Origin of the sequence: Streptomyces goshikiensis (genome assembly GCF_014650555.1) — a bacterium.
GTDB classification, from domain to species: Bacteria; Actinomycetota; Actinomycetes; order Streptomycetales; family Streptomycetaceae; genus Streptomyces; species Streptomyces goshikiensis.
The window spans coordinates 70,614-92,054 of sequence record NZ_BMVE01000018.1; the positions used below are offsets into that span (position 1 = coordinate 70,614).

Here is a 21,441-nt window from a genome sequence, read left to right on the forward strand (position 1 = left end):
ACCTCCTGGTGCAAGGCGGTGCCGCCGCGCAGCCGGCCCGGTGGGGGCGGCGGCGCGGCGGTCGCGGATGGATGGGCCGTCAGGCGAGGGTCGCGGCGGCCATTTCGACGATCGACAGGGTGCCCGCGCCGTGGCGGGCCACGATGCGCAGACCGGCCCGCTCTGCGAGCCCGGCGAGTTCTGCCAGGCCCCGCTCCTTGCCCCCGGAGAAGGCGAGCATCCTCAGGTCCATGCCGGCCGGCGGGGTCTCGCCGTCGGCGCCCAGGTTCTCCACCACGAAGACGGAGCCGTCCGCGCCGGCCGCTTCCGCGCAGCGCGCCAGGATCTCCACGGCCTCCGCGTCACCCCAGTCGTGGATGATCAGCGAGAGCAGGTAGCCCTTGGCGCCCTTGGGCAGGGGATCGAAGAAGCTGCCCACGACGGCCCGGCCGCGGTCGGTCAGGCCCGCCGCCTCCAGCGCCCGCTGGGCGGTGGCCGCGGGTTCCGACATGTCCACGAGGGTGCCGTTCAGCTGCGGGAAGGCCCGCAGCAGCGCCACCAGCAGCGAACCGTTGCCGCCACCGACGTCGACCAGGTCGCCCAGGTCGCCCCAGGCGTAGCCGGCGATGATCGCCTGGGCGCGGTCGGGGGCGCTGGAGCTCATCCAGGTGTCGAACGAGGCCCCGCGCTCGGGGTGCTGGTCGAGGTCGTCCCAGAACTGCAGCCCGTACTGGAGGGGGTAGGCGGCCTCGCCGGTGCGGATGGTGTGCAGCAGGTGGACGAAGCAGAGTTCGGCCCGCCCGACCGTGCCCTCGATGTCGAGCTTGGCCCGCATCCCGTCGGGGTGGTCGTCGCGCAGGGGTTCGCCGAGCGCGGTCAGCTCGTAGCCGCCCGCGGCGTCGCGGCGCAGCACACCCCGTGCGGCGAGGTAGCGCAGCAGTCGCGCCAGCGCGTCCGGATCGGCCTTCGCCTCGCGGGCGATCTCGGGAGCGGTGCGCACTCCGGCCGCGATGTGGTCGGCGACCCTCAAAGTGGCCGCCACACGCAGCGCCATGGGAGTGGCCAGATGCGCCATCGCCCACAGCGCGGCGCCCGTCCCGTCCTCACCTGACACGGTGTTCTCCTCGCTCTCGTACGCGGTTGGGTCGGTTCATCGTGCTGTCCGCTCCCCGCCCGGCTCATCTTCCGAATTGCCCAACCGCGTGCGGGGCTGCTCGGGTTCGTCGCCTCGCGGTTACGCTCCCGGGGCGCGCCGCACCGGGCGCGCGGCGCACCCGTCCGGGTGCCCTGGCCAGGTGAGGAGCCCCAGCCATGCGCACGACCCCAGGGCCCCGGACGGGCCCCCGTACCCTCCGCCACTCCTACGGAACGGCGTCCGTCCAGGCGGGCGAGCTGTACCTGCCGCCCGGCGGCGGGCCGCACCCCGTGGTGGTGCTGGTTCACGGCGGCTTCTGGGCGGCGATCTTCGACCGGACGCAAACGGCCCCGCTCGCCGAGCACCTGGCCGGGCAGGGGTACGCCGTGTGGAACATCGGCTACCGGGGCGTCGGCGAGCCGGGCGGGGGCTGGCCGGGGACGCTGCTCGACACCGCCGCCGCCGTTGACGCCCTGGCGGACCTCGCCCCGTACGGCCTGGACCTGGAGCGGGTCGTGGCCGTCGGCCACTCGGCCGGAGGGCACCTGGCGTGCTGGTCGGCCGCGCGCGGGCGGCTTCCCGCCGGCGCCGTCGGCGCGGGGCCGCGGGTGCGCGTGCGCGCGGCCGTGTCGGTGGCGGGCGTGGTGGACCTGCGGGCCGGACACACCCACCGGGTGGGGGCGGTGCTCGCGGACCGGACGGCCGCGCCGCCGCCGGACGCCCCGGTGCCGGGGCGGCGTCACCTCGCCCGGGAGGTGCTGCCGTTGATGCGGGTGGGGGCCGTGGCCGCGCTGCTCGGCGGCGGCCCCGAGGAGGTGCCCGGCCGGTACGGGGCGGCGGATCCCGCGGAGCTGCTGCCGTCCGGCGCCACCCAGCTGCTCGTCCACGGCACGGCCGACGCGTTCGTCCCGGTCGGTGTCAGCCGCGGCTACGCCCGGGCCGCGCGGGCGGCGGGCGACCGGGTGGAACTCGTCGAGCTGCCCGGCGGCGGCCACTTCGACGTGCTCGACCCCGCCGGGACCGCGTGGCGGACCGTGGTGGAGCGGCTGCCGGGGCTGGCCGCCGGCTGAGCTCGGCGGGCGCTCAGCCCCTCAGCTGCCGGTCCAGGGCGCGTTCCGCCTCGGTGAGCGGGGCCCGGCACAGCCGCTCCGGGTGTCCGAGCGGGGGTGCGTCGAGTACGGGCGCGAACTCGTCGGGCGGCATCGGGCCGATCCACAGCCAGCCGAAGCAGACGAGGGACCGGTAGGCGAAACGCAGACCGCGCGTCGTGAGGGCGAGGGCCCGTACGGCGGGGCCGCCGGGCCGGTCGGGGAGGAACTGCGTGGAGGACGGCGATGTGATGGTCACGGGTTCCTGATTCTCGTCGGGGAAAGGACTCCGGCGGCCGCGCACGGACATGCCCGGCCGCCTCCCGAACGTCACATCCGCCCGCCGTGCCCCGCATCTCCCGGCGTGCGAAGCGCCTGGCGAGCGCCGGTCACCGCGGCCGCGCCGCGCCCGCCCCGCTCCAACAGCAGGCCGAGCTCGACGGGCGCGGTGTCCGCTCCCTCGTGCAGGACCCGGGCCACCGCCCCGAGGTCGCGGACGGCCCGGTCGATCACGTCGGCGACCGGACCCGCGTTGTGGGTCAGCAGGTCGCTGCCGAGCACCGGGTCGGCGGCCGCGATGCCCGCCAGCGCGGCCAGTTCGTCCCCGGTGAGGGAGAGCTGCTCGCCGTCGGCGTCGGCGAGGCCCGCGGCGAGCACCGCCGCGACCAGGTACGGCACGTGGGAGACGGCGGCGACGGCCCGGTCGTGCGCGTCCGGGGTCATGTCCCGGCGGGCCGCGCCGCACAGCGCGATCAGGGCGTCCACGGCCTCCAGTGCCCAGGCGGGGGTGGTCTCGTACGGGCACAGGACCCAGGGACGTCCGGCGAACCGGCCGGCGTCGGCGGTGGCCCGGCCCGGGGCGTCGGGCCCGGCCGACGGGTGCCCGGGGACGTACCCCTTGAGGTCGCAGCCGCGCAGTTCCGCGTCGGCGCAGATGATGTCCTTCGTACCGGCCGTGTCGGTGTAGACCCGGCCCAGTCCCCTGGCCTGCGCCGTGTAGAGGACGTCGACGACGGCCGACGGCGGGGTGGCGACGACGACGAGATCGGCCGGCGGGAGCGCGGGGCGCCACGGGGTTCCGGCGCCGAGGGCCGCCGCGTCCGCCGCCGCCCGCGGGTCCTGGTCGATCAGGGCGACCTCGACGCCCGCGCCGGTGAGGGCGAGGGCCACGGAGGTGCCGGTGGCGCCGCAGCCTATGACGACTGCGGTGCGGAGCGGGGTGGCGGTCATGGGGCTGGCTCTCCTGGTGACGGGCGGCGGGCGGCGGGCTGGGGGCGGGCGCGCACTGCGGCTGCGCACTGCGGCTGCGGACTGCGGCCGCGGGCGGGGTTGGTGGGCTCCGGGCGGAGGACGGCGGCATGGTCACGGCCGGCTCAGTGGTCGCAGTCGTGGTGGGGGAACTGGCCGGGGGTACGGCCCTCGCCGGCGGGACCGCGGTAGGCCTGGGCGATGTCCAGCCAGCGGTCCGCCTCCTCGCCGGTGGCGACGAGGGCGAGGTCGTCGCGGTGCCGGCGGCGGGTGACGAGCAGGCAGAAGTCCTCGGCCGGGCCGGTGATCTTGTTCGCGGCGTCCTCGGGACCGAAGGCCCACACCTCACCGGCCGGGGAGGTCACCTCGATGCGGAACGGCTCGGCCGGCGGGGTCAGGCCGCGCGAGAGGTAGCCGAAGTCACGGGTGAGGAAGGCGAAGAAGGCCAGGTGGCGGAGGCGGTCGGTGGGCTCGCGCCGGACCCCGAGGGCGTCGGCGATGTCCTGGCCGTGGCCGAAGATCTCCATGATTCCGGCGGCGGCCAGCACGGTCGGCGGCAGCGGGTTGACCAGCCACGGCACGACCTGGCCCGCCGGAACGGCCGCGAGGGACTCGACGGAGGACTGACCCAGCGCCCGGAAGCGGCCCAGCAGCTGGGCCGGCGGGAACTGGTTGAACTGGCGCAGGGCGGAGTTGACCGCGCCGTCGAAGTCGTCGGAGGCGCCGGCGGCGATCTTCGCGAAGGCCTCGCCGTCGGAGGCGGCGGTGCCGGCCAGGTGGAAGATGAAGGTCAGGTGGGCGATCTGGTCGGCGACGCTCCAGCCCGGGGCGGGGGTCGCGGCGGCCCAGCCGGAATCGTCGAGGCCCTCGACGAGACGGGCGGTCTCCTCGATCTCGATGGCCAGGTCCTTCAGAACGTCGTTGAGGGGGTTCTGCGCGGTCATGGTGTGTCTCCTGGGTGAGAGGTGCTGCGAAGTGGTGGGGTGCGGGCGGTGCCGTCCGGTCAGCGGGCGGCGGATGTCGTGGGGCGGACCGGGTTCGGGAACCGGCCGCCGATGTGGACGGCCGCGGTGAGCGCCGCCCATGAGGCGAGCTCGACGAGTTCCCGGTCTCCGGGGTGTGCGGCGCGGAACTCGGCGAGGTCCGCGTCGGTGATCTGGTACGGGGCGAGGGCGACGAGCAGCGCGAGGCGGACCGTCGGCAGGTCCGCGGGGTCCAGGCCGTCGCCGGAGGCGGCGAGCCAGGCGCGGCCCGGACCGGGGACGACGCCCTGGTGGAGGGCGAGTTCGACGTGCAGGCGCTCGCGGACGGCCTCGGGGATCCAGCGCTCGGCCGCCGCGTCCACGGAGGCGACGGACCGGGCGAGTGCCTCGGCCACGGCCGGGGCGGCCCCGGCCCAGGCCAGTCCGGCCGGCAGCGGCGCGGCGGGCAGCAGGCCGAGCGAGGCACCGGCGGCGACGGGGGCGCCGGAGTCGGGCCGCATGGCCCGGGCGACCATCCGCATGACGGGCCCGCGCCCGGCGGCCGGGGCCGCGTCGGGGACCGGGGAGTCCGGCAGGAAGAGCCGGACCATCCGGTTGAGGTAGTGGAAGGTGACGGCGACGCCGTACAGCTCGGCGATGCCGGCCGCGTCGGCGGGAAGCCTCGGGTCCGCGGAGCCGGCCGGATCGGCGGAGTCGGTCGGGGCCGCGGCAGCGCTCGTACGGGCCCAGTCGGCGATCGGGCCCAGGGCCCGGTCGTCGCGGCCGCCCGGCAGGGTGTCGAGCTTGGCCCGGTGGACCTCGACGCAGTACGGGCACTCGTTGGCCTCGGAGACCCCGGTGGCCACGGCCTCCTTGGCGGCCCGGCTCGTCCGGCCGTCGACGAGCAGCGTCTCCCTGAGCATCAGCCAGGAGGCGGCCAGCGCGACGGGGGCCGGCGAGTGGAGGGCCAGCGGCGGCGCCACGACGCCGAACTCCCGGCGGGCCTGGTCGTAGACCTGGGCCACGAGGCCCTCGGCGTCGGCGTGCGGGACGGCCGTGACGTGCCGGATCTGCTTGAGGGAGCCCTTCAGGATTCCTCTGACGAGCGGTCTCACCGCCGCCTCCTGTTCCGATGCGATAGCTGGTCTTTTGAAGCAACCCACTGGTCACGCACATGGGTTGTGTGAAGCAACTCACTGGTCGGCGAAAAGCCGTCCGGAGCCGTCAGACGGTGACGAGCCGCTTCTGGCGCAGCAGCGGCAGGACCGCCTTGCGTCCGCTCTTGTAACCGGTCGGGGACGGGGCCCCGTAGGTCACCGCGACACCCCTGCGCTGGGCCGCCGCGACGATGCCCGGCACCGCGCGCTCGGCGATCGCCGCGATGGTCATCGCCGGGTTGACGGTGAGCGCGCCGGGGACGGCGGAGCCGTCGGTGACGAAGATGCCGGAGTGGCCGCGCAGTTCGTTGGTGTCGTCCAGCGCCGAGGTGCGGGGGTCGTCGCCCATCCGTACGGAGGCCAGCGGGTGCACCGTGTAGGCGCCGACGAGGTCGTTGGTCCACGGCATCACCTTGGCGAGGCCGTCCTTCTCCATGATCTCCTTCACCTCGGCGTCGGACTGGTTCCAGCCGTGCCAGGTGTTCTTCGTCGGCTTGTAGGAGAGGTTGCCGCGGCCGAGCATCTGCTGGGAGATGCGCATCGCGTTCCCGGTGGCCGGCGGCGGCCCGAAGACCCCCTCGTTGTCGTCCTCGGTCATCGAGAAGATGGTGAGCCAGGACTTCCAGTTCTTGAGGATCTCCTTCTTCTCCTTCCCGAACCAGGTCGGGCCCGAGGCGTCGGGCACCTGGGCGAGGATCGTGCCCAGGCCCGGCGGGAAGTAGAGCTGCTCAAGGGAGTAGCGGGAGTACTCGGGCAGGGAGCCGTCGAGCCTGTCCCAGCTGGCGACGGTCGGGCCCTTGCCGATCGCGTTGGCGCCGTAGGGCAGCTCGCCGTCGCCGCGGCTCAGGCCGAGGATCTCGGCGACCTTGTCCTCGTTGAGGATCGCGGTGTTGAGGCGCTCGCCGTTGCCGGAGAAGTAGCGGCCCACGGCGTGCGGCATCGTGCCGAGGTGTGCCTCGCTGCGCTGGAGGATGACGGGGGTCGCGGCGGCGCCGGCCGCCATCACGACGATCTTGGCCTCGATCACGCCGGAGCCGTTCTGGAGGCGGTAGTCCTCGTCGTGCACGATGTTGTAGTGGACCCGGTAGTCGCCCTCGGGGGTCCGCTCCAGGTACTGCACCTCGTGCAGCGGGCGGATCTCGGCGCCGTGGGCGAGCGCGGCCGGGAGGTAGTTGACGGTGAGCGACTGCTTCGCCTCGAAACGGCATCCCGCCATCATGAAGTTGCAGTTCGTGCACTTGGAGTTGTCGATCGCCACGGCCAGCGGGTTGGCGGTGCGTCCCGAGTGGTTGCACGCGGCGGCCCACAGGCCTCCGGCGTAGGAGACGTCGCTCCACTCCTGCTTGCTGACGGAGAGGGACTCCTCGATCCGGTCGTACCAGGGGTCGAGGGTCTCGCGGCTGACGGCCTTCGGCCACATCCGGCGGCCGATGCTGCCCTTGCGGTCGAAGACGAACCTGGGCGCCCGCGGCATGGCCGCGAAGTAGACGACGCTGCCGCCGCCGACGCAGTTGCCGCCCAGGACGCTCATCCCGTCGCCGACCACGAAGTCGAAGGCCCGCGTGTAGGAGGAGCCGAGCTTGTAGTCGTGCTCGAAGTCCTTGCTCTCCAGCCAGGGCCCGCGCTCCAGCACGGTGACCTTCGCGCCGCCGGCGGCGAGGTGGTAGGCGGCGATGGCGCCACCGAAGCCGCTCCCGATGACCAGGACGTCCGTCTTCTCGATGGTGCTGCTCATGCTGGGCTCCCGGAGAGGGTGGTGGCGGGGTGGAGGTCGGCGAGCTGTCGGCCGTAGCCGAAGTCCTGGAATCGCCAGAGGCCGTCGGCGTCGGGCTTGGTGATGCCCATGGCCTCCAGGCCCGGGTGGCCGTCCTCGATGGCCTGCGCGGTGTGCAGGTGCGCCGCCGAGTCGAAGGCCATGTTGCAGAAGAGGGAGAGCAGGACCCAGAAGTCCTTCTCCGGGTGGCCCGGGGTGGTCAGCTCCTGGATCAGCGCCACCCGGTCCTCGTAGGCGAGGGCCACGAAGGGCGGCACCGCCCCGTCGAGGGTCAGGCCCGCGTCCGCCGCGTAGGTCCCGGCGTGGCCGTTGACCAGATCCGCCAGGTCCTCCAGGCCGTCGTGGATGCCGGTGGCGTCCCAGCGCAGCAGCTCCAGGGCGCCGGCGGCGACCGCTCCGCCGCCCGAGCTGACTCCGGCGACCGCGCGGTCCCCGGGCCAGCGCTTCTCTCCCGGCACGATCGTGTCGGCGTAGGCCTCAAGGGTGAGCGCCTGGTCGGCGCCGATCTCGACCCTCCGTTCCGTGCCTTCTTCCACAGCCTGCAACTCGGCCTCCACTCAGGTGGTCTGGGTATTTCTGGGGCGTGAGAGGAACGTAGAACTGCAGAGTCTTTTCGAGCAACTGAGTCCGGCCGTTCATTTCACGAAGTGGGTCCTTTCAATGAACTAACCGGAGTCGCCGCATCGCCGTACCCGGCTCAGAAAAAAAACCGGTCGATCTATATGCTTCTGGAGGAGGTATTCCTCCCGGCTGCTGAACGGGGGTTCTGCGGGCAGGTGGGGTGCGCGGGCGTGCGGACTCAAGGGGGAGAGTTGAAAGCGAACAGTGCGCCCGAGGCGTCTTTGTCCCACCGCGCGTTCGAGGTCCGCATCGACTCGCTGCTGGCGGCGGATTCGCCGCGCCTGGACGGAATGAACGAACAGCACGTGCGACGGCTCGCGGGGATGTTCCCGGCGCTGCCGCCGCTCTTGGTCCACCGGACCACGCTGCGCGTCGTGGACGGAATGCACCGGCTGGCCGCCGCGCGCGCCCTCGGCCTGCGGTCGGTCGAGGTCCGGTACTTCGACGGCACGCCGGAAGAGGGCTTCCTGCGCTCCGTGTCCGCCAACGTCGCCCACGGACTGCCGCTGACGGTCGCCGACCGCAAGGCCGCCGCCGCGCGCATCCTCGGCTCGCACCCGGAGCTGTCCGACCGGGCGGTCGCCGCCCACGTCGGCGTCGACCCCAAGACGGTCGCCGCGATCCGCCGGGGTTCAACCGAGGAAAATCCGCAGTCGAACCTCCGGGTCGGCATGGACGGCCGGGCACACCCGCTGGACCGGACCGCGGAACGCCTGCGCGCCGCCGAGCTCATGACCCGCCGCCCCGATCTGCCGCTGCGGGCCATCGTCAAGGAGACCGGGATCTCCCTGGGCACCGCGCACGACGTGCGTCAGCGGCTGCTGCGCGGCGAGGAGCCGATCCCCCGGGGGCGCCGGGCCGCCGGAAGCACACCGGCAAGCGCACCCGCAAGCGGCGCCGGGAGACCCGACGCGAGCGCCGCCGCGCCGCTCGGCCCGCGCCCGCCCGCGGTGGCGGCCGCGAGACCCGCGCCGCCTCCCCCGGACCCCGTCCGCGCGTACCCGCCGGACCCCGCGCGCGCCCAGGGTCCGTACGCCGCCCAGGGCCTGTCGGGCCGCAGCCGGGCCTCGCTGGAGGCCCTCGGCCGGCTGGTCCGCGACCCTTCGCTGCGCCACTCCGAATCCGGGCGGCAGTTCCTTCGCTGGCTCAACACCCACTTCGTGGTGGACGACGCCTGGCGGCAACAGGCCGACGCCGTACCGCCGCACTGCACCGACGCCGTCGCGGAACTGGCGCTCCAGTGCTCGCGCACCTGGCAGCGCTTCGCCGAGGACCTGTCCCGGCGGCGCCTGACCGACATGGCATCCGCACCCGAATGGCGCGCGGCCTCCGATTCACGGCATTGAGCGTTACTACACGACAGGGAGACACGGTGACCACCACCGCCATTGAGGCTGCTGTCCTCCGGGTAATCGGCGACATGCACACAAATCTCGGCCAGGAACTGACGATCGACGACATGGCGCGCACCGCCATGTTCAGCAAGTTCCATTTCACCCGGGTTTTCCGCGATGTGACCGGTACGTCTCCCGGACGCTTTCTCTCCGTACTCCGCCTTCAGGAGGCCAAGCGTCTCCTCATCGAAACCAAATTCAGTGTCGCGGACATCAGCAGCCAGGTCGGCTACAGCAGCGTGGGCACCTTCAGCTCGCGTTTCAAGGCGTGCGTCGGCGTTTCTCCGAGCATGTTCCGCGACAAGGGCGGATTCACTCCCGAAATCGTTTCCGGCCCGCTTCCCTCCCCGAGCGTGCCCGGAATCCGCTCCACCCTGCGCGGCCGTGTGCAGATGACCGAGGGCCGCTCGTCCGGCTACTGCTTCGTCGGCCTCTTCCCCACGCCCGTTCCGCAGGGCCAGCCGGTCCGCTGCACCGTCCTGGAGGGCCCCGGCGCCTTCGAGCTGCGTGACGTCCCGGTCGGCACCTGGTACGTCCTCGTGCACTCCGTCCCGTACGGCTCCGAGCACCTGCCGTCCGGCACCGGCGATGACGACACCGTTTCCGTCGGGCGCTACGGGCCGGTGACCGCGCACGCGGACACCCTGCTCATGCCCGCCGAGATCACGCTGCGACCCCTGGACGCCACGGAACCGCCGGTGCTGATGGCCCTGCTGGACCTGCGCACCCATGCCATGGAGGCCGTCGCCAGCTGAGGCGGGGGGGATCCGCGGGGGACACGAAGAAGAGGCCGGCCGCGGTGGATGCCGCGGCCGGCCTCTTCTTCGTGTCCCCCGAGAGCCGCCCGGTCAGTGCGCCGGACGGATCGTCATGGGCAGTCCCCCGCGCATCCGCAGGGACATCATCGGCTCGGCGATCCCCGCGTGCCCGGGCACGACGTCCAGGTCGAGGTCCCGGGTGAGCAGCGCGGTGACGAAGACCGCCTCCATCATCCCGAGGTTGCTGCCGATGCAGAACCTGGGTCCCGCGCCGAAGGGGATGTACGCGTACCGGGGCCGCTTGGCGACCCGTGACGGCTCGAAGCGGCTCGGGTCGAAGCGCTCCGGGTCCTCCCACAGGTCCGGGTGGCGGTGCAGGGTGTACGGGCACACCAGTACGTCCGCCTTGGCGGGTACGGAGAACCCCCCGACCTCGTCGGCCCGCTGGGCGATCCGCGGCAGGATCCACACCGGCGGGTACAGCCGCATGGCCTCCTGGACGACCTGCATCGTGTACGAGAGCTTGTGGAGGTCGTCGACCTCGGGCAGCCGCCCGCCGGCCAGCACGGCGCGGGCCTCCTCGCGCACCAGGTCCCGTACGTGCGGGTGGCGGGCGAGCAGCAGCAGGGTCCAGCCCAGCGTGCTCGCGGTCGTCTCGTGCCCGGCGAGCAGCAGGGTGACGAGTTCGTCCTGAAGGCGCTTGCGGCCGAGGGCCGGGTCGCTCTCCTTGCGGGCGGCGAGGATCATCCGGGAGAAGGCGTCGTCGGCGCCGTCGCCGTCGGACATCCGGGCGCTGCGGTCGGCGACGAGCACGTCGACGGTGGCCGTGAGTTCGGCGCGGGCCCGGCGGAAGTTGCGCTGGGTCGCGAAGGGCAGCCAGGTCGGCATCAGGCCCTGGGTGACCATGTCGAACATGGCCTGGTCCTGTACGGCCTCGAAGGCGTGGGCGATGCCGCCGTGCCCGTCCATGTCCGTGTCCATCAGGGTCCGGCCGAGCACCCCGAGGGTGAGCCCGGTGACCTCGTGGAGCACGTCGACGGCGCCGCCGTCCGCGCGCGAGCGCAGCAGTTCCAGCAGGCGTCCGGACTCCTCGGCCACGACGCCCGCCTGCGCGGCGATCCGGCCCGGCTTGAAGGCGGGCTGGACGTTGCGGCGCTGGGCCTTCCACAGGTCGCCCTCGCTGGTGAGGAGGCCGTCGCCGAGCACCTTGCGGGACTCCACGAGCCCTATGCCCTTGTGGTAGTTGGCCGCGTTGTCGGCCAGGACGTGCTTGGCGTAGTCGGGGCGGTTGAAGATGTACATCTTCTTCGGGCCCATCGAGACGCGGACGGCGTCGGAGAGCTCGGCCGCGTCGCGCATCATGGCGAGCCGGTCGACGGCCAGTTTGCGCAGCAGTCCGGGCAGCGCCCAGACGGGTGGGCCCGGCGGGTGGACGCTCATGCCGCTCCTCCCTGCGCCGGCGCGTCCAGCCGGCGGAACCGGCCGCGGTGGAAGACCAGCGGCTCGCGGTCGGGCAGTTCGTCGAGGCTGAGCACCTGCCCCAGGTACACGGTGTGGTCTCCGCCGTCGTACGCGCGCCACTTGGCGCATTCGAAGTGCGCGGCCGCCCCCGCGATCAGGGGGGCGTCGGTGGCGCTGCCCGGCAGCCAGTCGACGGCGTCGAACTGGCGGGCGCCGGCGGGCCGCGAGCGGTCGGCGAAGTGCCGGGCCACGGCCTCCTGGCCGGCTCCGAGCACGGAGACCGAGAAGGTGTCGGCCTCCGCGAGGGTGCGGTGCATGACCGCCTCCTTGCCCACGCACAGCAGCACGAGGGCCGGGTCCAGCGAGACCGAGGTGAAGGAGTTGGCGGTCATGCCCCGGGGCGCCTCGCCGCCGACGGTGACGACGGTCACCCCGGTGGCGAAGGCCCCGAAGGCCCGACGCAGCCGCGCGGGGTCGCCGGTGGCGAGGTCCCGCGGCGGCGCGGCGGTCAGGGTGCTCATGCGGCCCGCCCCGACAGGGCGCGGCCGGCGGCCGAGTACGGCTCCAGGGCGCGCGCCAGTCCCTCGGGGATGAGGGAGGGCACGGTGTTGGTGTTCGGGCCGCGCATGCACGCGATCCGCTGCCGGCCGCGGGCGATCAGCACCTCGGCCCCGTCGGTCACCTTGACGTAGTCGAAGGTGAACTCCAGCTGTGTCTGGCCCAGCTCCGACAGCCGCATCCGGATGGACAGCTCGTCGAAGGCGGTGATCTCGGCGAAGAACTCGCAGTCCACCTTCAGCGTGAACAGCTTGAGGTCGTCCTGCACCTCGGCCAGCACGTCCGGCGCCTTCTGCTGCAGGAACAGCTCGCGGCACCGGCCCTGCCAGCGCAGGTAGTTCACGTAGTACACGTTGCCGACCAGGTTGGTCTCCTCGAAACCGACCAGGTGCCGCATCTCGAAATAGTCTTCCGCCATGATCTAGGACCGCCCTTCGATGTGATCCGGTGCATGCGTGAGGAAGGCGAAGACGGCGGGCTCCAGGGCGTCGCGCAGCCCGGTGACGAAGGTCGCGATCCGCAGGTCGCCGGCGGCGAAGACCACCCAGGCGTCCTTGCGGCGCGGCAGCACCGTCAGCGGCGCGCCCGCCATGATCCCGGCCTTCTTCAGGCATTCCACGGCGCTCCACACCCGCGTGGCCGCGGTGTCGGGCGCCTCTCCCGTCTCCTTGGCGACCAGCTGCGCGACGGGCGCGTGCTCGGCGAGCAGCCCGTGCCATTCGGCGGTCGGCCGCATGCTGACCGCCTCGATGTCGCAGGCCACCTCGGTGTCGGAGACGGCGCTGACGGTGACGCCCAGCCCGTGGGCCGCCGACATCGACACGTGCCGGCTCGCCCCGATTTCCGGTCGGCCGTCGGGACGGTGGTGGACCGTCACCGGGCTGCCCATCGCCCGTGCCGCCGCGTCCGCGGTGAAGCCGCGGCGCTGCGAGATCGAACCGGCCGGCGCGTCGCCGTGCGGTTCGACGGCGACCGCGATGCGGGCGCCGAGCACGTCCTCCAGGCTGCGCTCCAGGTACGGGCCGAGCAGCGGGGTGACCCAGGGGCCGGACCCGTCCGTCTTGCGCACCGCGTGCAGGGTCAGGCCCTCCCAGCGCTCGACGACGGTGCCGTCCTCGGTGCGGACCGCGATGTCGTACACGTACGTGTCGCCGTCGCGGCTGCGCTCGACTGCGGTGTACCGCAGCCGGTCCGGTACGTGGTCTCCGGTGCCCAGCGGGTGGATCCGCTCGACGCCCGACGGCAGCAGGGTCGCGTCGGGTACGCACACCTGGTTGCCGTGCATGAGGGAGTCGCGCATGCCCGGGTCGGCGAGGAGCAGTCCGCCCGGCAGGAAGCCGGCGAACCAGCCGTCCGGCTCGCGCTCCACGGCGACGTCGGCGTCGACGTGCCGGGCGGCGGCGCGGTGGAAGCGCCGCAGCCGCTGGAAGCGGGCGCCCTGGAAGAGGATGCCGCCGTACAGGTCGTTCGCCGGGTCCAGCGGGACCACCGGGGTGTCCGCGGGGACCTGGAGCGGCGGGCCGTCCGGGACCGGGACCCCGGAGTAGACCAGGCGGGCCCGGAAGTGCTCGGCGACGAAGCCGGTGTCCTCGGCGTGGATGGCGACGTCGACGGTGTCGGCGCCGGTGACGGTGGCGGCGACGCGGATGCGCATGCTGCCGTTCGGGGGGACGACGATGGGCCGCAGGAAGCGCGCGCCCTCGATGACCGGAGTGGTGCTGCGGCCGGTGGCGGCGGCGCCGACCTGGACCATCGCCTCCATGCCGAGCACCGCCGGCATCAGCAGGTTCCCGTCGAGGAGGTGGTCGGCCAGGTAGGGGTCGGTGCCGGCGTTCAGCTCGACCTCGGTGACCAGTTCGACGCCGTGGTAGCGGATCAGCGGGTTGCCGGTGAACCTCAGCAGCGGCAGCGGGGGCAGGTCGCGGCGTACCGTGTCGATGCCCTCCGTACGGCCGCTGATGACGGTGACGACGGGGGCGTCCGGGTCGGAGATCAGGCGCAGCAGGATCTCCACGCCCTGGTCCGGGGAGACCGGGGTGATGCCCTCGCGGGCGAGGGACTCGACGACAGAGAGCTTCTCGCCCATGCCGACGCCGGACCACACCGACCATTCCATGCACCGGGCGCGGACCTGCGGGTGGGTACGGGCGACGTCCTCGGTGAGGTCGGCCAGCCACTCGTTGGCGGTGGCGTAGTGGCCCTCGCCGCGCAGGCCGGCCCGTCCGATGATGCTGCCGAAGGTGACCAGCAGCTTCAGCTCGCCGGCGCCCACCGCGTCGAGGACGTGGCGCAGGCCGTCGACCTTGGGGGCGAACGTCTTGCGGAAGTCCGCCGGTTCGAGCTGGGTCAGCGGCCGGGGCTCGTTGCGCCCGGCGCCGTGCAGCAGACCGGTGATCTTGCCCAGTTCCCGCTCCAGCTCGGCGACGGCCGCGCCGACCTGCTCCGGGACGGTGACGTCGGCGCGCGCGTAGTGCACGGTGACGCCGCTGTCGGCCATCCGGGCGAGGTTCTCGGCGAGTTCCCGGTCCGCCTGCGGGTCGGAGCGGCCCAGTACGGCCAGCTTCGCTCCGGTCTCCAGGGCCACGGCGAGGGCGCACTCCGCGGAGATGCCCTTGCCGCCGCCCGTCACGAGCAGGACGTCGGAGGCGTCGAGCGGGGCGTCGGAGCGCAGCGGCTCCACGGGCAGCGCCCGCAGGGTCGGTACGCGGCGCACTCCGGCCTCGTCGTAGTGGACCTCGGCGAACCGCGTGGTCGCCGCGACCTCGGCCACGACCCGTCGTACCGCGTCGTCCGTCACCGGGGTGTGGACGATGGTGGTGCGCAGGTGCGGCGCCTCCTGGTACAGGGTCTTGGCCAGCCCGGCCGCGCCGCGGCCGTCCTGGACCAGGACGAACCGCTGTCCGGAGCCGCCCGCGAGGGCCTTGCGGGCCGCTTCGAGGACGTGGTCGGTCTGCTCCTGGGCGGAGCCCTTGGGCAGGACGGCCAGGACGCCGGAGCCCACCTTGGCGTGGGCGAGCGCCGCCTTGAGCTCCGCGCCGAACGCGGAGCCCGCCGGGGCGAACAGGTCCCAGTCGCCGTCGCTCTCCTCGGCGCCGGCGCGGGGCCGGGCCACCTCGTCGAGGTCCACGGAGAAGGGCCGGGACCAGGCCGCGGAGCCCGTGACCACCGGGGCGGCGGCCTCGTCGGGCGCCGCGCCGCCGGTGCTGACCAGCGTGTCGAGGGCCTCGGCCAGTTCGCCCAGGGTGGCGGTGGCGAAGTTGGTCGGCACCTGGGCGGCGGCGATCCCGAGGCGGGACGCCGCCTGGTTGACGATCTGTCCGACGGTGATCGAGCTCATGTGCAGGTCGTCCAGGAGCCGGGTCCCGGGCTCCACCAGCTCCGCGGGGAGCTCGGCGCGTTCGGCGACCAGGGCGACCAGGACGTCGAGCGCCGCGGCGCCCTCGGCCGCCGCGTCCTCGGCGCCGGCGGCCTGACCGGCGGGGGCCTGGGCCGCCGCCTCGGGCGCCGGCTGTGCCTTGGCCTTCTTCTTGGTGCGGACCCGCGCGGGCCGCGCGGGGGCGGCGGCCGCGGGGAGCGGCCGGGCCGTCGGCGCGTCGTCCTGCGGCACCTCCTCGCAGGGGCTGGCCAGGAAGGAGAAGCGCTGTCCGACCTCCAGCGGCCGGATCAGCCGGTCCTGGAAGAGCCGTTCGAGGGCGAGCGGCGCGCCCGCGACGAACGCGGCGCCGGCCACCTGGAGGACGGCCCGCAGCGATTCGTCGTCGGTGTTCAGCGCGACGGCCGGGATCCCGGTCGCCGCCCGGGCCAGGCCGCTGAGCACGCGGCCCGGACCCACCTCGACGAACAGGTCGACGTCGGCGGCGGCCGCCCGGACCGCCTGGGTGAAGCGGACGGGGTCGGTGATCTGCCGCCGCAGCAGTTCGGGCACGTCGGTGTCGAGGGCCAGTTCGGCCCCGGTGACGGTGGAGAGGACCCGGCCGGAGACGGGGGCGAACGCCGCTCCGTCGAGCCAGGCGCCGAACGAGGCGGCGGCGGGTGCGACGAGCGGCGAGTGGAAGGCGTGCGAGACGGCGAGGCGGGTGCAGCCCAGCTCGGCGCGCCCGGCCCGGCGCTGGACCTCCTCGATCGCGTCGACGGGGCCGGCGACGACCGTCTGTTCGGGACCGTTGTAGCCGGCGATGACGACGGGCAGGCCCTCGATGAGCTGCTCGGCCCGCTCCGGCGCGGCGGCGAGCGAGGCCATCGTGCCGCAGTCGGCGTGCTCGGCCATGGCCCGGCCGCGCACCCGCGCGGCCTCCAGCAGCGTCTCCTCGTCGATCGCCCCGGCCCAGTGCAGGGCGGAGAGCTCGCCGAGGCTGTGGCCGACGGCGACGGACGCCTCCAGCCGCAGGGAGTCCAGGACGCGCAGGCCTGCGGCGGAGCCGGTGGCGATGCGCGGCTGCGCCACGTCGGTGGCGACCATGTCGCCGGACGTCGGCAGCCCCGCCCGGTCGAAGACCTCGGCGGCCTCGGGGAAGCGGCGGCGCAGCGCGCCCCCGCCGGTGCCCTGGCCCGAGCCCTGGCCCGGGAAGAGGAAGCCGATGCGGCCTCGGCCGGTGGCCTTGCCGAGGTGGCTTCGGCCGTCGGCGGCGGTGTGCTCGCTCTCGCCGGTCTCCAGGAGCCCGGCGAGGTGGCGCAGCCGGCGTTCGGCGTCCTCCGGGGAGGAGACGATGACGGCGGCGCGGTGGGGCAGTCCGCGCAGTTCGCGCTGGAGCGTGGCGGCCAGGTCCGAGACCTGGCCGTACGAGACCTGCTCGACGAAGTCGGCGACCTCGGTGATCCGGGCGCGCAGCTCGCGGGGCGACTCGGCGTCCAGCAGCAGCAGTTCGGCGTCCTGCAGCGAGTGGGCGAGGGCCGCGCCCCGGCCGCGGCCCGGGGCGCGCCGCCGGGTGGCGGGCTCGTCGAGGACGACGTGCGTGTTGATGCCGCCGAAGCCCATGGCGGTGATGCCGGCGCGGCGGGGCGTGCCCTGGGGCCAGGCCTCGGCCCTGCGCAGCGCCTTGAGGTTGGCGTCGGTGGCGGTGAGCAGCTCGTGCGGATCGACGGTGCCGATGGCCGGGGGCAGGGTCTGGTTATCGACGGCCATGGCCGCCTTGATCAGGCCCGCCACGCCGGCGGCGGCCTTGGTGTGGCCGATCATGCCCTTGATGGAGGTGATGGCGGCGACGGGGGCGTCCGGGTCGGCCGCGGCCCGCGCGCCCATGAGGGCGGTGAGCTCGGTGGCGTCGCCGACGGCCGTTCCGGTGCCGTGGCCTTCGAAGAGGGCGACCGTGTCGATGCCGAACCCGGCGCGGTCGTAGGCGCGCTTGAGGGCCAGCTGGTAGCCGCTGACCTCGGGGCGGGTGATGCCGCCCTGGCCGTCGGAGGAGACGCCCCAGCCCGCGATCGTCGCGTAGATGCGGTGGTTGCCCGCGAGGGCGTCCTCCTCGCGCATCATGACGATCATTCCGCAGCCCTCGCCGGGCCAGAAGCCGTTGGAGCCGCGGTCGTAGAGCTTCATCTCGCCCTTGGCGAGGGCGCCCGTCTTGGCGAATCCGATGATCTCGAACGGGTCGATGGACAGGTCCACGCCGCCCGCGACGGCGACGTCGATGTCGCCGTTGACGAGCGAGGTGCCGGCGGTGGTGACCGACAGCAGCGAGGAGGAGCACGCGCCGTCGACGGTGTAGCCGCCGCCGCCCAGGTCGAACTGGTTGCAGATCCGGCCGGCGATCGTGTTGGCGAGGCCGCCGGCGAGGGTGTCCTCGTTGATGTCCGGGAACGGCTGCTTGTACGCGGCCTCCACGTCGTCGAGGAACTCGTCGACGCGGTCCTCGTCCCAGTCCGGCTGGTCGCCGAGGGCCTCGGCCATCACGCGCCGTACGTACGGCCAGCGCAGCCGCATCACGTTGGCGCGGGAGAACTCGCCGGTGAGGGTGTTGCCGACGACCACGCCGGTGCGTTCGCGGGGCAGGCCCTCGCCGCCCGGGAATCCGGCGTCGGCGAGCGCGCGCCCGGCGGTGTCCAGGGCGAGCCAGTGCGTGAGGTCGGTGGAGCGGTAGGTGCCGCCGGAGATCTTGTGGGCGATGCGGTCGAACTCGTAGCCCTCCAGCACCGCGGCGTTGCGGGCGTAGAAGGTGTCCGGGACGGTGGGATCGGCGTCCCAGTAGTCGTCCAGGTTCATCCGGACACTGGGCAGGCGGCGGAAGGCACGGCGTCCCGCGACGGCGTTCTCCCACAGCTCACCGGGGCTGGTGGCGTCGGGATAGCGGCAGGCCATCCCGACGATGGCGATTCTGGTCATACGGCGACCGCGATCTTCTGCGTGACGGCCTCGCCGCCGGCGGGGCAGGCGCAGGCGCCGGCCGGGCAGGAGCAGGCGGAATCCGCGGCGCAGCCGCAGGCACCGGCCGGGCAGCCGTTCGGGCAGACCTGGGCGACGAGGGTGTCGGCGGGGCAGGCGCAGGCGCCGGCGGGGCAGCCGTTCGGGCAGCTCTCGGCGCCGGCGACGGACTGCTCCAGGGCGGCCATGGCGGCGACCTCGGCGGCGCGGCGCTTGGTGACCACGTCGGCGGTCCACAGGAAGGCGCCGCGGATGGCGCAGACGAGGGCGGTGGCGAAGAAGATGCCGTACACGACGTGCAGGGCGGTCAGGACGCCGTACATGGTGGCGACGCCGCCGCCGAAGGCGATCTGGCCCCACTTGGAGGAGGGCGTCGTACCCGGGTCGGTGATCATGTAGTTCGTGAAGAGCACGAACGCCACGCCGGTCATCATCGCGAGGGCCGCGGGGATGGAGGTGTCGAAGATCAGACCGCGGACGATCGCCTGGAGGGCGTAGCCGCCGACCCAGGCCAGGATGAGCCACATGCGCTCGGTGAGCTTCGCGTTGAGCAGCGTGCCGAGCGAGATGATGATCGCCGGGACCAGCCAGTCGAAGCCGCCGTCGAGGTACTCGGTGAAGTGGTACGGGGGCGCGATCGAGGCCCACGGGAAGAGCACCAGGATGACCGCGATGCCGAAGTTCGACGGGTTCATGAAGTGCCGCATACGGCCCTTGACCGGGGCGCGCAGCACCCACTTGGTGCCGACGGCGACGATGACGCCGAAGACCATGACCCAGACGCGGTCGTTGACGTAGGTCAGCATGTTCACCGCGAGGGCGGTGATGTGGGCCGGGAAGAGGAACTCCACCAGGCCCTTGAAGCCGCCGCCGCGGAAGCGCGGCTCGCGCTTCTCGGAGCGGGCGCCGAGCACCTCCAGCACGATTTCGAGCGTGTACGAGGTGGCCAGCGCGATGAACGGCCAGGTCCAGGGCTGTTCGAAGCCGAGCACCGTGTAGCCGAAGACGTTGAGCACGGAAATCGAGATCGCGAACCGGCGCAGTGCGGTGGTGACCTTCGGATTGTGGCGTGGCGGGGTCTTCTGCTCGGACATGGTCACTTCTCCTTCGCCTGGGTTCCGAGCTGGACGCCGTGCCAGCCGGGCGTCAGCTTCAGCTGCTCTTCGTGGACGGTCCCGCTGCGGTCGCGCCACGTGATCATGGCCGGGAGCGGTCCCTTGACGCCCTTGCCCAGGCCGATGTGCACGTCGGTGCTGCGCTTGCCGGAGTGGCCGCCGCCGCCGTCCACACGGGCGATGCGCTTGGTGCCGTCGGGCAGTTCGACGCAGACCTCGGCGCCGACGGCGGGCGAGCCGTCCTCGCGTTCGAGCTTGAGGCCGAGGTACGAGCCGGTGTTCTCGGCGACGTTCCGGTAGAAGATCGGCTCGCCCCACTGGCGGGCGACCGCCAGGTCGAGGCGGCCGTCACCGTCGACGTCGGCGGTGGACAGGCCACGGGTCGGGATGGGCTCGGCGATGCCGAGGGACGGGGAGAGGTTCACGTACTTGCCGTTGTCGCCCTTGGCGAAGAAGCGCATGGTCTGGCTGCCGGCGAGGTCGTCACCGTGCCGGACGTTGGGCCACCACAGCGGGTTGGAGGTCAGGGCGTCGTTGGCCGTGGCCAGCTCCTGGAGCTGGGGCCAGCGGTTGGTCTTGCCCTTGACGAAGCCGAGCGCCTGGGTGATCTCCAGGTTGCCGTCGTTGTTGAAGTCGCCGGTCTTCACGTCCCAGCCCCAGCCGGACCACGCGACGCCCAGATCGGCGCTCTTGTCCTTGAACGGCGCCTCGCCGTCCTTGAAGCGGCCCTGCACCTCGGCCTTGCTGTTGGCCTGGTCGATGAAGGCGAAGTTCGACTCCTGGATGCCGAACGACGTGGTGATGTTGCTGACGAACATGTCGTACAGGCCGTCGTTGTCCAGGTCGCCGAAGTCGACGCCCATGCCCTTGAAGGAGCTGCGTCCCAGCTCCTTGGACTTCGGGACGGTGCCGCTGTGGACCTGCTTGACCTCGGCGAACTCGATCTTGCCGGGGGTGGACTTGTTGTACAGCAGCCCGGAGGTGCCGAAGTCGTGGGCGAGGAAGAGCTCCGGCAGGTGGTCGCCGTCGAGGTCCGCCGCCGACGCGCCGAGCGACCAGCCCTTGTTCAGGCTCTGCGGGATGGCGTCGTCGGTCTTCTCGTAGCCGTCCTTGGTCCAGCGGAAGAAGTGGCCGCCGCCGCCGTTCTGGGCGTGGGAGAGGGACTCGTTCATCACCACGCCGCCGTCCTTGGACGGGTCCAGGACGGGGCTGTCGGGGAAGTAGTTGCCGATGTAGATGTCGTCGTGGCCGTCACCGTCGAAGTCGGCGACCGCCGCGGCGTTGCTGTTCCACAGCGGGCCGGTGTACTTCTTGCCCGGCTTGCCGGGCAGCAGCTCGGTGGGCTCGAAGGAGGCGGCCGTCAGCGGCTTCCCCTTCTCCCCCTTGTTGGTGAAGATGACCGGCGTACGGCCCCAGTAGTAGACGAGGACGTCGATCCTGCCGTCCTCGTTGTAGTCGCCGGGGACACAGCCCATCGGGGCCAGGGTGTCGCTGCTCGGCAGCGATCCCAGTTCGAGCGCGAAGGGCTGGTACGGGACCGGAGTGCGGTTCGGTGCCGGCGTGATGACCGCCTGGTCGATCTTCGGGTCGTTGACGCACAGGTCGTTGGGCAGACCGTCGCCGTCGAGGTCGTTCATGGCGATGCCGGCGCCGACCGAGGAGACCCACCCCTCGATGTGCCGGTACGCCTTGTTGACCTGTCGGAATTCCTGCTTCTTGTACCCGGCGGGCATGGCGATGGACATCGGCTCGAAGCCGAACTCCTTGGCCACGGCCGAAATCTCAGCGGCGGAGGACTCGGGCAGCCGGACCGCGTAGAACGTGCTTACCATG

The 21,441-nt window shown here is 73.0% G+C and carries 16 protein-coding genes; 3 read left to right on the forward strand and 13 right to left on the reverse strand.

Going from position 1 to position 21,441, the window contains the following annotated elements:
* Nucleotides 1–79 precede the first annotated feature (79 nt).
* Nucleotides 80–1,093, reverse strand: coding sequence for a methyltransferase (locus IE248_RS33680; RefSeq protein ID WP_229895717.1), 1,014 nt, complete (start codon nucleotides 1,091–1,093; stop codon nucleotides 80–82).
* A 197-nt stretch (nucleotides 1,094–1,290) separates the two neighbouring features.
* Here IE248_RS33680 and IE248_RS33685 point away from each other — a divergent pair, with 197 nt between their 5' ends.
* Complete coding sequence (locus IE248_RS33685; protein WP_073797077.1) at nucleotides 1,291–2,184, forward strand: alpha/beta hydrolase family protein; 894 nt, start codon at nucleotides 1,291–1,293, stop codon at nucleotides 2,182–2,184.
* Nucleotides 2,185–2,197: 13 nt separating this feature from the next.
* On the opposite strand, the gene IE248_RS33690 is transcribed toward IE248_RS33685, so the two are convergent.
* From IE248_RS33690 to IE248_RS33715, 6 genes are all read right to left on the reverse strand, one after another.
* Nucleotides 2,198–2,461 carry a DUF6059 family protein gene (locus tag IE248_RS33690; RefSeq protein WP_190032668.1) on the reverse strand — a complete coding sequence of 88 codons (264 nt, stop codon included), beginning with the start codon at nucleotides 2,459–2,461 and terminating at the stop codon, nucleotides 2,198–2,200.
* A 71-nt stretch (nucleotides 2,462–2,532) separates the two neighbouring features.
* Nucleotides 2,533–3,432 (reverse strand): prephenate dehydrogenase/arogenate dehydrogenase family protein, encoded by a 900-nt coding sequence (locus IE248_RS33695; protein WP_190032669.1) that lies wholly within the window; start codon nucleotides 3,430–3,432, stop codon nucleotides 2,533–2,535.
* A gap of 143 nt (nucleotides 3,433–3,575) precedes the next feature.
* Nucleotides 3,576–4,394 (reverse strand): TIGR03084 family metal-binding protein, encoded by an 819-nt coding sequence (locus IE248_RS33700; RefSeq protein WP_037800480.1) that lies wholly within the window; start codon nucleotides 4,392–4,394, stop codon nucleotides 3,576–3,578.
* 59 nt (nucleotides 4,395–4,453) lie between these two features.
* Entirely contained in the window at nucleotides 4,454–5,527 is a 1,074-nt protein-coding gene (locus IE248_RS33705) for a carboxymuconolactone decarboxylase family protein (protein WP_073797074.1), read from the reverse strand.
* A gap of 109 nt (nucleotides 5,528–5,636) precedes the next feature.
* Complete coding sequence (locus tag IE248_RS33710; protein ID WP_073797073.1) at nucleotides 5,637–7,304, reverse strand: FAD-dependent oxidoreductase; 1,668 nt, start codon at nucleotides 7,302–7,304, stop codon at nucleotides 5,637–5,639.
* Complete coding sequence (locus tag IE248_RS33715; protein WP_008742078.1) at nucleotides 7,301–7,888, reverse strand: DUF5987 family protein; 588 nt, start codon at nucleotides 7,886–7,888, stop codon at nucleotides 7,301–7,303. Before IE248_RS33715 ends, IE248_RS33710 begins: the two co-directional genes overlap by 4 nt.
* 297 nt (nucleotides 7,889–8,185) lie before the next feature.
* Here IE248_RS33715 and IE248_RS33720 point away from each other — a divergent pair, with 297 nt between their 5' ends.
* A complete protein-coding gene (locus IE248_RS33720) occupies nucleotides 8,186–9,310 on the forward strand; it encodes a ParB/RepB/Spo0J family partition protein (protein WP_190032688.1) in 1,125 nt (374 codons plus the stop codon).
* A 26-nt stretch (nucleotides 9,311–9,336) separates the two neighbouring features.
* On the forward strand, nucleotides 9,337–10,113 hold the full coding sequence (locus IE248_RS33725; RefSeq protein WP_073797071.1) for a helix-turn-helix domain-containing protein: 777 nt from the start codon (nucleotides 9,337–9,339) through the stop codon (nucleotides 10,111–10,113).
* A 93-nt stretch (nucleotides 10,114–10,206) separates the two neighbouring features.
* Here IE248_RS33725 and IE248_RS33730 read toward each other — a convergent pair whose 3' ends face one another.
* The 6 genes from IE248_RS33730 to IE248_RS33755 are packed head-to-tail and all read right to left on the reverse strand — an operon-like array spanning nucleotide 10,207 to nucleotide 21,440.
* On the reverse strand, nucleotides 10,207–11,556 hold the full coding sequence (locus IE248_RS33730; RefSeq protein WP_008742081.1) for a cytochrome P450: 1,350 nt from the start codon (nucleotides 11,554–11,556) through the stop codon (nucleotides 10,207–10,209).
* Nucleotides 11,553–12,098 (reverse strand): flavin reductase family protein, encoded by a 546-nt coding sequence (locus IE248_RS33735; RefSeq protein WP_008742082.1) that lies wholly within the window; start codon nucleotides 12,096–12,098, stop codon nucleotides 11,553–11,555. The genes IE248_RS33730 and IE248_RS33735 overlap by 4 nt, the downstream gene beginning before the upstream one ends.
* Nucleotides 12,095–12,553 (reverse strand): acyl-CoA thioesterase, encoded by a 459-nt coding sequence (locus IE248_RS33740; protein ID WP_008742083.1) that lies wholly within the window; start codon nucleotides 12,551–12,553, stop codon nucleotides 12,095–12,097. Before IE248_RS33740 ends, IE248_RS33735 begins: the two co-directional genes overlap by 4 nt.
* A 3-nt stretch (nucleotides 12,554–12,556) precedes the next feature.
* A complete protein-coding gene (locus tag IE248_RS33745) occupies nucleotides 12,557–18,454 on the reverse strand; it encodes a type I polyketide synthase (RefSeq protein ID WP_190032671.1) in 5,898 nt (1,965 codons plus the stop codon).
* On the reverse strand, nucleotides 18,451–19,587 hold the full coding sequence (locus tag IE248_RS33750; protein ID WP_073776204.1) for an RnfABCDGE type electron transport complex subunit D: 1,137 nt from the start codon (nucleotides 19,585–19,587) through the stop codon (nucleotides 18,451–18,453). The genes IE248_RS33745 and IE248_RS33750 overlap by 4 nt, the downstream gene beginning before the upstream one ends.
* 2 nt (nucleotides 19,588–19,589) lie before the next feature.
* Entirely contained in the window at nucleotides 19,590–21,440 is a 1,851-nt protein-coding gene (locus tag IE248_RS33755; protein WP_037793737.1) for a CRTAC1 family protein, read from the reverse strand.
* Nucleotide 21,441: the final 1 nt, after the last annotated feature.